At 49.3% G+C, this 13,894-nt stretch carries 10 protein-coding genes; 2 read left to right on the top strand and 8 right to left on the bottom strand.

Annotated features, from left to right (window positions below; translation table 11 throughout):
* Window positions 1–109 precede the first annotated feature (109 nt).
* Window positions 110–262, top strand: a complete 153-nt coding sequence (locus tag SK34_RS23530; protein WP_003034202.1) for a Hok/Gef family protein — start codon at window positions 110–112, stop codon at window positions 260–262.
* 109 nt (window positions 263–371) lie between these two features.
* Here the strand turns inward: SK34_RS23530 and mutS are convergent, their stop codons facing one another.
* Window positions 372–2,933, bottom strand: coding sequence for a DNA mismatch repair protein MutS (mutS, locus tag SK34_RS06820; protein ID WP_048232688.1), 2,562 nt, complete (start codon window positions 2,931–2,933; stop codon window positions 372–374).
* Window positions 2,934–3,085: 152 nt separating this feature from the next.
* Between mutS and SK34_RS06815 the strand changes: the two genes are divergently transcribed.
* Window positions 3,086–3,229: a hypothetical protein gene (locus tag SK34_RS06815; RefSeq protein WP_048232687.1), complete on the top strand. Its 144-nt coding sequence runs from the start codon at window positions 3,086–3,088 to the stop codon at window positions 3,227–3,229.
* 82 nt (window positions 3,230–3,311) lie between these two features.
* On the opposite strand, the gene SK34_RS06810 is transcribed toward SK34_RS06815, so the two are convergent.
* The 7 genes from SK34_RS06810 to cutC form a co-directional block, all read right to left on the bottom strand.
* The gene (locus tag SK34_RS06810; RefSeq protein WP_048232685.1) at window positions 3,312–4,313 is read right to left on the bottom strand and encodes an AI-2E family transporter; all 1,002 of its coding nucleotides are present in this window, start codon (window positions 4,311–4,313) and stop codon (window positions 3,312–3,314) included.
* A gap of 64 nt (window positions 4,314–4,377) precedes the next feature.
* Complete coding sequence (locus tag SK34_RS06805) at window positions 4,378–7,431, bottom strand: efflux RND transporter permease subunit (RefSeq protein WP_003034209.1); 3,054 nt, start codon at window positions 7,429–7,431, stop codon at window positions 4,378–4,380.
* Window positions 7,431–8,516, bottom strand: a complete 1,086-nt coding sequence (locus SK34_RS06800) for an efflux RND transporter periplasmic adaptor subunit (RefSeq protein WP_003034211.1) — start codon at window positions 8,514–8,516, stop codon at window positions 7,431–7,433. The genes SK34_RS06805 and SK34_RS06800 overlap by 1 nt, the downstream gene beginning before the upstream one ends.
* A 526-nt stretch (window positions 8,517–9,042) precedes the next feature.
* Complete coding sequence (locus tag SK34_RS06795) at window positions 9,043–9,522, bottom strand: hypothetical protein (RefSeq protein ID WP_003034214.1); 480 nt, start codon at window positions 9,520–9,522, stop codon at window positions 9,043–9,045.
* Window positions 9,519–10,286, bottom strand: a complete 768-nt coding sequence (locus tag SK34_RS06790; RefSeq protein ID WP_003840308.1) for a winged helix-turn-helix domain-containing protein — start codon at window positions 10,284–10,286, stop codon at window positions 9,519–9,521. Before SK34_RS06790 ends, SK34_RS06795 begins: the two co-directional genes overlap by 4 nt.
* A 284-nt stretch (window positions 10,287–10,570) precedes the next feature.
* Window positions 10,571–11,545 carry a glycyl-radical enzyme activating protein gene (locus SK34_RS06785; RefSeq protein ID WP_003037447.1) on the bottom strand — a complete coding sequence of 325 codons (975 nt, stop codon included), beginning with the start codon at window positions 11,543–11,545 and terminating at the stop codon, window positions 10,571–10,573.
* On the bottom strand, window positions 11,508–13,886 hold the full coding sequence (gene cutC, locus SK34_RS06780; RefSeq protein WP_003840305.1) for a choline trimethylamine-lyase: 2,379 nt from the start codon (window positions 13,884–13,886) through the stop codon (window positions 11,508–11,510). Before cutC ends, SK34_RS06785 begins: the two co-directional genes overlap by 38 nt.
* Window positions 13,887–13,894 lie beyond the last annotated feature (8 nt).

The raw sequence follows: 13,894 nt of genomic DNA, 5'->3' as shown, positions 1-13,894 counted from the left end.
CAAGGTCCCGGAAAGACAAAAGCCCCAGGAGATAGTTCTATCAACCTGAGGCTAACGTACAAACCTAGACCCTTTGGATGTTAGTCTCTTCTTTGCAGGGAGGCAAGACATGCTGACAAAATATGCCCTTGTGGCAATTGTAGTGCTGTGTTTCACGGCGCTGGGATTCACGTTAATGGTGCGAGATTCGTTGTGCGAGTTAAGTATTAAAGAACGTGGTATGGAGTTTAAAGCTGTTCTCGCTTACGAACCGAAGAAGTAGCAACAACGCGGGGGAAACCCCGCGTCTTGATGGTCTGGTTTCGTCCTCTTGCACCCATTCTCGCGTTGCCGTAGGCCCGATAAGCAAAGCGCCATCGGGCATTACAACGTTACACCAGACTTTTCAACCGGTAGATCCACTCCAGCGCCTGGCGAGGCGTTAGTGAATCCGGGTCGAGGTTTTCCAGCGCTTCAACGGCGGGCGAGGTTTCTTCAGGCACTGAAAGCAGCGACATCTGTGTTCCATCGACCTGGGTCGCAGCAACGTTTGGCGCAATGCTTTCCAGTTCGCGCAGTTTTTGCCGCGCGCGTTTAATAACCTCTTTCGGCACGCCAGCCAGGGCTGCTACTGCCAGACCATAGCTCTTGCTCGCTGCACCATCCTGTACGCTGTGCATGAAGGCGATGGTATCGCCGTGCTCTAACGCATCCAGATGCACATTCGCGACGCCCTCCATTTTTTCCGGTAACTGAGTCAGTTCGAAGTAGTGGGTGGCAAACAACGTTAATGCTTTGATTTTATTGGCTAGGTTTTCCGCGCACGCCCATGCCAGCGACAGGCCGTCGTAGGTGGAGGTGCCGCGTCCAATCTCATCCATCAGTACCAGGCTGTTCTCGGTGGCGTTATGCAGAATGTTGGCGGTTTCGGTCATTTCTACCATAAAGGTAGAACGACCGGATGCCAGATCATCCGCCGCGCCCACGCGGGTAAAGATCCGATCGATCGGGCCTATTTCCACTTTCTGCGCCGGAACGTAGCTGCCGATGTAGGCCAACAGCGCAATCAACGCGGTCTGGCGCATATAGGTACTTTTACCCCCCATATTCGGACCGGTGATGATCAGCATCCGTCGCTGAGGCGAGAGGTTAAGCGGGTTGGCGATAAACGGCTCGGTTAGCACCTGTTCAACCACCGGATGACGTCCCTCAGTAATACGAATGCCGGGTTTATCGGTGAAGGTCGGGCAGGTGTAATTCAGGGTATAAGCGCGTTCTGCAAGGTTGACCAGTACGTCCAGCTCCGCCAGCGCGCTGGCGCTCTGTTGCAAATCAGCCAGATGCGGCAACAGCATGTCGAACAGCTCATCGTACAGCTGTTTTTCCAGCGCCAGTGCTTTGCCTTTTGACGTCAGAACTTTGTCTTCGTACTCTTTCAGTTCCGGAATAATGTAGCGTTCGGCGTTTTTCAGCGTCTGGCGACGCACATAGTTAATCGGCGCCAGATGGCTCTGCCCGCGACTGATCTGAATGTAGTAGCCATGAACGGCGTTAAACCCAACCTTCAGCGTATCCAGACCGGTGCGCTCGCGCTCACGGATTTCCAGTCTGTCCAGATAGTCAGTTGCGCCATCAGCCAGCGCTCGCCACTCGTCCAGTTCTTCGTTATAGCCCGGGGCGATGACGCCACCGTCGCGAACCAGCACTGGCGGAGCTTCCACAACGGCGCGTTCCAGCAGTTCGCGCAGCTCTGCAAACTCACTCATTTTCTCGCGCAGCATCTGCACGGGGGCACTGTCTACACTTTCCAGTTGCGCGCGCAGTTCCGGTAATTGCTGGAAGGCATGACGCATACGGGCCAGATCCCGCGGACGCGCAGTACGCAGGGCCAAACGCGCCAGGATACGTTCCAGATCGCCGACCTGACGCAGCACGGGTTGCAATTCACTGGTGGAATCCTGTAGCGCGCCGATAGTCTGTTGACGCTCGGTAAGGACTTTGGTGTCACGGACCGGCATATGCAGCCAGCGCTTGAGCATACGGCTGCCCATCGGCGTCACGGTGCAGTCGAGTACTGAAGCCAGCGTGTTTTCAACGCCACCCGCCAGGTTCTGGGTAATTTCCAGATTGCGGCGCGTGGCGGCATCCATAATGATGCTGTCCTGTTGACGTTCCATGGTGATGGAACGAATATGCGGCAGCGAGGTGCGCTGGGTATCTTTTACGTATTGCAGCAGACAGCCAGCAGCACATAATCCGCGCGGGGCGTTTTCCACGCCAAAACCAATCAGATCCCGCGTGCCAAACTGCAAGTTCAGCTGCTGGCGAGCAGTATCGATTTCAAATTCCCAAAGTGGGCGACGACGTAATCCGCGACGCCCCTCAATCAGTGAGGTTTCAGCGAAATCTTCGGCATACAGCAGTTCAGCGGGATTGGTGCGCTGCAATTCTGCGGCCATGGTCTCGCGGTCGGCCGGTTCGCTGACGCGAAAACGCCCAGAGCTGATATCCAGCGTGGCGTAGCCGTAACCTTTACTGTCTTGCCAGATAGCGGCCAGCAGGTTGTCCTGGCGTTCCTGCAGCAGCGCTTCATCACTGATGGTGCCAGGCGTGACGATACGCACCACTTTGCGCTCAACCGGACCTTTACTGGTTGCCGGATCGCCAATCTGCTCACAAATAGCGACAGATTCACCCTGATTAACCAGCTTGGCGAGGTAGTTCTCGACCGCATGGTGAGGAATGCCCGCCATCGGGATAGGCTCGCCTGCTGATGCGCCGCGTTTGGTCAGGGAGATATCAAGCAGCTGAGACGCGCGTTTTGCATCGTCATAAAACAGTTCGTAAAAGTCGCCCATGCGGTAAAACAACAGTATCTCCGGATGCTGAGCCTTCAGCTTGAGATACTGCTGCATCATCGGCGTGTGAGAGTCTAGGTTTTCTATTGTACTCATTGGAGTGTGATGTCCATATTTCTTAATTTTTAATGAGTTAGTGAATTTTATGGTTATCATTAGGTTTCACGTTGTCTCATCGAATATCATGAAATCCTACAGTTAACAGTAGGATTTCATGACGGTATGAGGTGCATGATAACGGAGTCTTTATGGCAGGAAAACAAGAGGGAAAGCCACTTTCGTTTAAAGCGGTAAAAATGATGAAGCCTGGTGGCAAAGATGAAGCTGACGTAGGCGAAAATCATGGTTTACGTCTCTCATCTGGTGCCACCAGGATGAAGTCTTTTTTCTAACGTTACGCGAGTCCCCGACTGGTAAACTTATTCAGTTTAAAATTGGTAACTTTCCACAACTTCTCTCGTCTGCATATATACGTCATTCCAGTTCACGTAATGCTTGCCACACTTTTTTCAGTAAAAAGGTGAGTGGAATGGCCAGTATAGCTCCAGTTATGCCAAGTAGTGCCTGCCAGATCAGGAATGCCAGTAGTTGAACCGTCAGTGGTAAATTCAACCGTTTGCCGAGCATAAGTGGTTCCATCACTGAACTCAGGGAAAGGTTTAGCACCACGAAAAATCCAGCGACCAACAGGCCGGCCTGTATATCGAAAAAGATCATCGTCTGAAGGACCGGCGGAATCGCGGCAAGTAAGGAGCCGAGCACCGGGACATAATTGAAAATAAACATCAGCATGCCCCAGAGAAAAGCAAACTTTAAACCCAGTAGCCAGGCGGCGGCCCAGACAACCAGGCCACCGAGCAGTCCCGTCAGCGTTTTTACGCGTGCATAAACGATCACGCTTTGTATGCCTTCCAGCAGCGCACGGATCACACCCGAACGATGTTGAGTGGTGCGCAGAGTGGTTTTTAACACTGGCAGTTCGTACAACATAAATAGCAGCATAAGAAATACCATCAGCCACCAGGACAACATGCCCGGAATCAGCGACAGCTGGCTGGTTATCAGACGAAGTATGGCACTGGTATCGATGAAACTAAGCACCAGATTGGTGGAAAGGAAAATACCCGCCTCGCTCAGAAAAAATGTCAGAGCATGAAGCTGGGTGGCGATCTGAACCGATGCCAGGCGACTGAGCTGAATTAACCCCGGTGCTGAGGCGCTGAGCGAGCTGATGATAATAACGATCAGTAACAGCAGAGCCACAATCACTGATAGCGAAGTAAGGAGTCGAGGGAGTCCGTGTTTCTCCAGGCGTTCGATCAGTGGATCAAGCATCACGGCGAGAAACAGCGCCAGGAGGACCTGATTAACCAGTGGTGCTGCCATGTGCAATCCAGCCAATAGTATGGTCAAACATGTCAGCAAAAGTAGCCCCTGAATAAGGGGCGTTAATGATTTTAACCCGCTCTGATGCATTGACGTCTGTTCTCCTGTAAACGACAAGCAGCCTGTCGATTTTTAACATTTACCCCGTGATGTTTCATGGTGTCTCCGGACGGTGCAGGCAGTCATAGAGGACCGGCAGAACCATTAAGGTAAGGATTGTCGCAAAACCCAGACCAAACATAACAACCACGGCCATGCCCTGAAAAAAGACATCCCTCAGCAGCGGCGCGAAACCCAGTACAGTGGTGAAGGTTGTGAGCAGAACAGGACGTAAACGTGAAGTGGCGGCGGATATAAGCGCTTCATGTTGCGGCTTCACCTGTTTCTGATGCTCAATCTCCTCAACCAGGACAATCCCGTTACGGATCAACATTCCACTCAGACTCAGCAAACCTATCAGGGCCATAAAGCCAAACGGAATGTCGATAAGTAAAAACCCTGTTGTGACGCCAATTAATGCCAGCGGCACGGTAAGCCAGATGGCGAAAGCATTTTTCAGCGAACTAAACATCAACACGGTAATGGTGAACATCACCAGATAACCTAACGGCAGGGTAGAGAACAGGCCTTGCTGTGCCTCGCTTGAACTTTCCGCATCTCCTCCCCACGTAATGTTGTAACCGTGCGGCAACGGAATCTGTTCAATCTGTGGGCGAACGCGTGCCAGAATATCGGCGGAAGTGGCATTGCTCAGTGGGTCAGGGTTGGTCATGATGGTCATAACCCTGCTGCGATCGCGACGCAGAATCAGTGGATTTTCCCACTGTAATATGAACCCATCGACCACGTTACTGAGCGGAATGTAGCGTTGCTGATTTTGGCTCCAGACCTGGACATTATTAAGATGATTAATGTCATGCCGCTCGTTTTCGGGCGGACGCACCACTATCGGCATCATATCCGTGCCTTCGCGATATAGCCCGATGCGACTGCCGGAAAAATTCATTTCCAACGCGTCATCTACTTCTTTTTTATCCACACCTAACTCTTGACCGAGCACTGGATTATATTGTGGGCGAATGACTTTACTGCGGTTTTGCCAGTCGTTACTTACACTACTGGTATCGCGATTGTCGGCCAGAATAGTACTTACTTTGCTGGCAATCTGGCGCATGATATCGGGCGCTGTCCCTCTGATGCGTACCTCAATACTGCTACTGCCCGCAGGGCCAAACATCACGCGATTGGTACTGGCATTGACCTGCGGGTAATCCTGCGCGATAACGGTATCCAACTGGCTCGTCAGTACCCCAATATTGCGCTCATTGTCCATTCTTACCATGATTTGTGCGTAATTGCTGTACTGGCGCTGACCGTTGTAAGTCAGGATAAACCGCATGCTGCCATGACCTATCGTTGACACCGTGGAAACCACGCCCGGGCGACCGTCAATTATTTTTTCAATATCACTAGCCATCTTTTCCGTGGAGGTGATGTCCGAACCATAAGGTAGCCACAGATCCACAAAAAAAATCGGTGTACTGGCTGAAGGAAAGAAATTTTGTCGTACCGAGCCAAAGCCCCAGATTGCCAACGCCAGCAGTACTGCCATGACTGAAAGTGTGGCTGTTTTGTGTGCCAACAGTGTATTCAGGATACGCTGATAGAGTCGGTAAAAACTGCCACTATAGGGAGCGAATTCTGATGGCTGCTTAAGAGGGGATTCGGTTTTAAATAGCCACCATTTAACCAGTGCTGGCGTAATGGTTAGGGCCGTGAACCAGCTCAGCATCAGTGAAATTAACAATACCTGAAACAGCGATTTACAGTATTCGCCCGTTGAGTCCTGTGACAGGCCAATAGGAGCAAATGCCAGGATAGCAATAATTGTGGCTCCCAACAGCGGAAGTGCGGATCGCCGAATAATTAAGTTTAGCGCTTTTACCCCTGACACGCCCTGCTGACGCGAAATGAGTAATCCCTCCACAACCACTATCGCATTATCTACCAGCATACTCAGCGCGATTATCAGCGCCCCCAGGGAGATGCGCTGAAGCTCAAGTCCCCACAGATACATAATAAACAACGTGCCCAGCACATTGAGCGCTAATGACAGGGCTATAATAATGCCGCTGCTCAGCCCCATGAATATCACCAATATTCCGATGACTATCGTTAGCGCCATTAGAAAATTAGTAAGAAAGCCATTTACTGAAGATGCCACTTCAGCAGACTGGTCGTAAAATACACCGATCTGTATACCGGCGGGTTTTTCCTCAGACATCTGTAGTAACTTAGATTTCAGCGCTTGTCCCACGTCAATCACATTCACGCCGGGTATAAATGATACCCCCATCATCACGGCGGGTTGACCGTTGGCGTGATAAATGCTGGAGGGCGAATCAGCGAGACCGCGCGTGAGTGTGGCTATATCTTTCAGGCGTGTGCTGGCGCTGTCACCCGCTGGGCTAACAAGTAGATGGCCCAGTTCATCAAGATTTTCGAATTCGCCAGTGGAATGTATACGGATTGATTCTGTACCAGATTTTATCACCCCAGCGTTTGACACAACATTCAGTCGACTCAGCGCAGCGGATAGCTGAGCCGGCGTGATGCCGCGCGCAGCCATTTTTATCAGTGACACCTCTACATTGATCTGTGACGTTATGATTCCTCCGGTCATGACCTTGCCTACGCCAGGCACCAGTACCAGCTCACGTCGCAGCTGTTCGGCATATTGTGCAAGCTCTTTATTGCTGAAATTGTCACCGGAAATTGAGAAGAAAAATCCAAAAACATCGCCAAAATCATCGTTTACGAAAGGCTGCATGACACCAGGCGGAAATACGCGTCCTGCATCACCTACCCGACGACGTAATTCGTCCCAGATTTGGGGTAATTTATCCGAGTGGTAGTGCGAAGCGATGTTCACTGTGATTTGCGACATCCCGTTGGATGAAATCGAACTGATGTTATCCAGATAGGGCAGTTGCTGCAGGGCTTTTTCCAGTGGCAGTGTTACTTCTTCTTCTACTTGCTCGGCGGATGCCCCTGGATAGAGGGTAACAACCACGGCGCTTTTAATAGCAAACTCTGGATCTTCAAGACGACCGATGTTAAGTAGTGCAAAAATACCGCCGATACCTAGTAACAGAATGAGCAGCCAGACACGGACGGGATTATTAATAAACTGTCGGGAGATATCCATTACAGTCCCCCTTCACGTGTCCAGATACGGACCTGCTGCTGAGCATGTATTTCATTCACCCCGGCAGCGACCACCCGTTCACCGTTTGTTAGACCGTGGGTTATTACGATACCGCCCTCGGTGAGTTCACCAGTGGTTACACTGCGTTCTTCCAGCGTAAGCTGCTCGCCGCTGCCCTTTACCACCCAGACGTGGGGGTGATTGAGTGGGCTGTTGTCCGGGTTAAACACAGCTTCAACTGGCACGACCAGCTTTTCACGCAAGGTACTGACTGGCAGTTTTGACAGATCGATGGTGACCGTACCACTGACCCCAGCAACAGCAGGGAAGTCAGACGGTCGTGGCATGGTTAAAATCATCTTCCAGGTGAGCGTGTTATTGTTGCTGCTAGCCGAGTGCTCTTTGTAATCAGCCTGAAACTGGCGGCCAGGCAGTGCAGTGATTTGCACCAGTGGTCGATAGGTCACATTGCGAATGTCCATTGCGGTAAACAGGTTTTCCGGTACGCTGAATGCCACATCGAGCATGTCGGTGCGAGCCAGAGTGGCGATAGTTTGTCCGGCTGTCGCAACCTGATGGCTTCGAGCATTTACACTGACAGCGATACCGGAGAACGGGGCGGTGAGTATCATTTGGTTCAGTTCTTCACGAGCGATCTGTAGCGCCGCGTTTGCAGCATCTCTTTTGGCACGTTGTACATCCATCTCATCACGTGAGACGGCATGGCGCGCAGACAATGCCTGGAAGCGTTCAAACTGTCGCTGTGCGAGGTCGGCGGTGGTCTGCCGTTCTTTTACCCGTTGCCGGGCTTCATCGCTAGAGAGCCGGGCGATCACTTGTCCTTTCGCCACTGGAGTTCCCTGGCGGATATCAAGCCATTCAATACGGCCCGAGCGTTCAAAAGATAGTGCGGTGGAATCACTGTACTCAATTCTTGCGGGGAGAATACGTTGACGGGCCTTTTCAGACTTTCCCACCTCCACAACTTTAATTGTGCGAGGCTGAATGGGTAAATCTATTTCTTTCTGCTCGCACGCTGTAATTAAAAAAACGGCAAAGATAATCAGGGGTAAATAACGAGCCAATTTTATATCCTCAGCGATAATGATGTAATTAATTTTGTAGGGTTATATATGTGAGCGAATGAAAGCAGAATGCCAGCCAGAGGCTGACACAATGCAGACTCAGTTTGGTTGGTATATAACTTCCTTTAGTTTTTCCGCTAGTTACATGCATTCTTGTCGTACAAGAAGAAACAGATACAACACGGTCCTTACTCCGGAGGAGTGGACAAGTTAATTCAAATTCTTATTGGTAAAATTTCATTCGCGCCTTCAATATCACTGTGTATATAACAATGTTATATTTAGATGAAACCGGATCTCTGATAAATTGTGAATTCCAATCTCACTAATACTTAACAGATTCTTTAATATGTGATTTTTAATTAATACCGTATCCGCAACCGTAATGAGGGGTAGCCACTGGTACATGGTATGGTAAATTCAGGATGTTGTTTAATACTGCTGTGATTTAATATTAAAACAAAGGAAGTGATTTAATGTCATTACAGGTTTAATTATTTAACTCTGCAGTCACGCTTTTATTGTTTTAATATTCAACACAAGTGAGAACCCAGGCATCCGGATTACCGATAAGCCAGGCGTGGTTATCAATTCTTTCTCGCTCAAAAATCAGGGTTGCGTCATCACCGCTGACTTCTGCCAGTAAGATTTGAAAAATATCATCCTCAACATGATCTGCCGGTAATCTGCGAATGCCGTCATTCTGGTACTGGAGAGTATGGTTATCTATCTGATGACCATCCCGCAGAAGAATTTTACGGCTCACGCTTTGTGTTACATCGCCTCCCACAACCTTACCATTAAATGAAATAAAACCCGTATTATCTTCATATAATTGAATGGTTTGCTTAACATAGAAATCATATACCACTGAATTTCTTGTTATACGATAGCGTGACTGATTCGTACATTTGAAGTTACTGATTCCATGGGCATAGTTAAATGAAACACCCAGGCAGACAGCAATCAGGACAAGACCCATGCACACTATCCATTTAATTTTCATGATTGCTTCCAGTTGTGGTAGTAGACGTTGTCACACGCGATAATTTGATTATTTTTTCCTGCTGTGCAAAGCGAAAAAAGGGTGCGCCCGGCGCTTTGCGCGGTAAAGGAGTCATTGCTGTCAAATATCACCTTTTGTTCAGGGCCGCAGGTGGCGGCATTGTCCTTAAGAATGGCAGCAATATTCTTCCTGGCTTTCTCCCGATCTCGCTCACTCAGATTTTTCATATACACCACCTCGCACCCGGTCGCCAGACTGTCTTTATACAACGGGTAGTGACTGGTACTGACCGATGAGACGGTATTAAAAAAAACGATCGCACCGCAAATGAATAATGTCAGAACGATAATCATCGTGAGGTACGCATTTTTTAAAGAAAACAGTTTCCCGGTACGTTGAGAAGTGACCTGTTCAGGTATACTGAGCGGCACTGTCTGGGTTAACTGAAGTGTGATGTCAGGATTTAGCCTGAACCCCATCTTCGGTACAGTAATTATCAGTTCTTCACAGCCGAATGCAGATAATGCGCGACGTAAGATACTGATATACTGATTAAGGCTGCTATTGGACGCCTGTAAACCATAATCGTCCCAGACCATAGTTAATAATTTCTCACGTGATAGTATCCCTTCTGACGCCCTTAATAGGGTTTCCAGCAAGCGGCTGGCCGTTAGGGTGAGTTTTACCGTTTCCTTTGTGGCGCAATGGGTTAGCGATCCATCCTCTGGATTAAACTTTATTTTCTCCGCAATTAAAAAAATCATATTGGCAATTACCAGATACCTGCGTTATTACAGAAAATTATAACACAGATATCCGGGTGATTATGCGCTAAATTGCCTCCCGTATATTGGTTACATTTATGAAAACTCTCATCAATGTAACTGGTAATTATTAACGAATTTAACAGTTGCTAATGAATTTAGCCCGAAGTAGTAATATTCTCAGTTATTAGCTTATAAGCAAAATCACTACAGATAACAGACAGTTTGCTGAAAAAATGAGTAATGTTGTTAAGCCAAAGTTGTGCAATTGCGGCACAGTTCTTTTAACCCACCAGGCTGGTTGAAAGCGTAGCGGAGATTCCTCTGTCTTTTGCAATCTGAAGGAATGTTGCGCCATTACTTTCTGTACCCTTCCTGATAATAGTACTGGCCGGGTAATCGCGTCCCAGCAGTGAGTATTTTTGTACGCCGTAAGCATGGTAAGGCAATAAATCAATACCCTGAAAAGATGTCTTTCCGGCAGTAAGATTGCTGATAAGCAGGAGCATATTATTTATTTCATGTGATGAATCGTTAACGCCGGGAATTACTGGGATCCTCAGGCGTACTGGAGTATTCAACGTCAGTAATTTTTCAAGATTGCGTAAAATACGGATATTACTGACCCCGGTAAATCGTTGATGAAGTGTGTCATCCGCCAGCTTGAGATCATAGAGCACCAGATCAGCCACAGTGCTGACTTTCTCAACCGCTGACCAGGGGGCGAACCCTGCCGTTTCCACCGCGGTATGGATACCCTCCCGGCGTAAGTTTTGTAGTACCTGGACTGCAAAATCCGGTTGAAGCATCACTTCACCGCCGCTGAGCGTAACGCCTCCTCCTGATAACTGATAATAAGCTACATCTTTTACGACCTCTTGATGTACCTCATCAACTGACATCTGACGTCCGACAATCTTAAGCGCCTGGGACGGGCAAGCTTCTTCACAAAGACGGCAGCCATCACACGACATACTGGGATCAATAACGTGATTCTTATTACTCCACTGATGAATACCTTTCTGGCAGGCATCAACGCAGGCCCCGCAGTGCTGGCAACTACTGGCACGCCACAGCACGTCATTATCCTGACGCAATCCTTCGGGATTCGCGCACCAAATACAGCTCATCTGACATCCTTTAAGGAATACGACGCTGCGAATACCCGGGCCATCATGTAACGAGAAGCGCTGAATATTAAAGACGCGGCCTGTTAGCGGCTCAGCATTCATGTTGAACGGTACGGCTAATGATTTCATCCTGCACCTCACGGCTGAGTTCAACAAAAAATGCGCTATATCCGGCCACACGAATCATCAAATTCGGATACTCCTCCGGACGTGCCTGCGCGCGCTTCAGCTCTTCATTATCGACGTAGCTAAACTGCATTTGCCCATTACCAAGCATACTGGCGGTGCGAAGCAGGTTAATCAGTTGATTAATGCCTTCATCGCTTTCCAACATACCGTGCATTAGTTTGAGGTTATGCACCATGCCGATTTCCATCTCTTCAACGTTTATCCTGCTCACCGAGTTAATCACTGCCGTCGGGCCATTGATATCGGTTTGCTGCGATGGGCTTATTCCGTCGGCCAGAGGTTTATGAGCCAGTCTGCCGCCAGGTAACGCACCGGTTGCCAGTCCGAACGGCGTATTATTTGAAATAGATAGCGTGCCATGCGTGAAGCGGCCATAAAGCATGTGATAGCGGCGATGCTCTTGCTCAGTGTAATGAATAAGGGAACGCGCCAGTTCGTCAACTTCTGCAATATCATTGCCGTATTTCGGTGCTCGCAGGCAGCGCTGGCGAAGCGCTTCATGCCCAACAAAATTGGCTTTCAACACTTCATCCAGCTCAGACAAAGTGACCTGCTCTTGCTCATACACCACTTTTTTAATGGCCATCAACCCGTTCGCTAAATCAGCCAGACCTGTCCAGATAAGCCCGGGGCCGTTGTTTAACCACGCTCCGCCCGCGGTAACATCGCGACCTTTTTCCAGGCATCCCTCAATCAGGCAGGAAATAAGCGGTTTTGGGGCATACTGTCTGTGCAACTTCTGAATGATGAGTGTGGCTTGGGCCGCTTTAGCCGTAATAGCCGCCAGTTGCTGTTTTACTGCCGCTTCAAAATCGTTGTAACTGGTCATCTCTGTCAGTTCGCCGGTCTGAGGACCGATACGCTCACCCTGTGGCCCATAACCATTACTAAACGCCAGTTCCAGTGGCCGAGTAAACGTGGTATAGCCTACAGATGTCCATTGATACATTTTTCCGGACTTTTGAGGCTCAACACAGCCCATCAGGCAATAATCACGAGCATCTTCATAATCAAATCCCTTGCGCAGCATCATTTTGATATGCGCGTCATCGAAATGGCAGGCCGGAAAACCCGTTCCCCCGCGGATAACTTCCACAATTTCCCGCAGATAGTGCCACGGCGACTGGTTATGTATCCTTACAGCCAGGCTGGGTTGATAAATTTTCAATTTCCGTGAGCAGGCCATAATCATCATTGTCAGCTGATTAGTGGCATCGCCGCCCTCACGTTTTTGCCCGCCAACAACCATATTGATAAATGGTTGATATCCAGCGAAATATTTTGCTGTAGACTCACTACAGATCCACAAACTCTCTGCCATTTTAATCATCCAGCAACACAGTAATTCTTCTGCGTGGGCATGAGTCAATGTCCCTTCTGCCAGGTCACGCTCCAGTAATGGCCAGAGATACTGATCGACGCGTCCCAGTGAAATACCGGTCTGGTTTTCTTCAAGACAAAACAGAGACTGTACAATCCACAGGGACTGAAGCGCCTCATAAAAATTACGCGGCGCGTGTTCAGGTACACGGCGACAAATGTCAGCGAGACGGTTCAATTCTACTCTGCGTTGAGGATCGGTTTGTTCATCAGCCAGTTGTGCGGCGTAGTCGCTGTAACGATGGGCGTAATGGATCACCGCATCGCAGGTCTCTTTCGTTGCCAGATAAAATTGGTGGCGTTCCATATCTTCTGCGCAGGTTAAACTTAGCTGTTCAATTGCGTGAATAGCCCTGTCACGCAAACCGCCCATACCTTCTGTCAGTAATAACGTGTCGTAACCCGGACAGGTATCACCTCCGCCATTCTGGGTTTTAATGGTTACGTCGCAGACGCCGTATTCATTGCACCATTCCCAGAGGCCTGCATGACGGAGTTGAGTTTCCGCGATTTCATCCAGCGAGCGACCGCGCCAAAAAGGGAAGATTTCTTCTCTGAGAATACGCTTTGCGCTGTCACTTATCTGATAGGGATCCTGTTTACGCTCTTTTACGGTATCCAGTTCTTCAGCTACCCAGCGCCAGCTGAGCTCAGGTGATACTTCTCCACCGCGCGGACCGCCTGCCGGGTGGCTGATAATAAGCTCATTCTCGGCAATCCATAAAGGTGCCCGTTCGCAGGCGCGCCGAAAGGCAAGTGCCCGTAACATAATCAGATCCAGCCCGGGGTTGTTTTTATAGACCTCTGTAACCGCCTGTGCCCTTGAAACAGAGATAAACGGCTTTGCGCTGAAATATTGGGCTTTCAGGGCGTCAATACGATCGGTAAGTTGCTTTTCCATTTAATAAC

It is taken from the genome of Citrobacter sp. MGH104 (genome assembly GCF_001034485.1).
In the GTDB taxonomy this organism is placed as follows: Bacteria; Pseudomonadota; Gammaproteobacteria; order Enterobacterales; family Enterobacteriaceae; genus Citrobacter; species Citrobacter freundii.
This window is presented reverse-complemented; position numbering and strand designations above follow the sequence as displayed.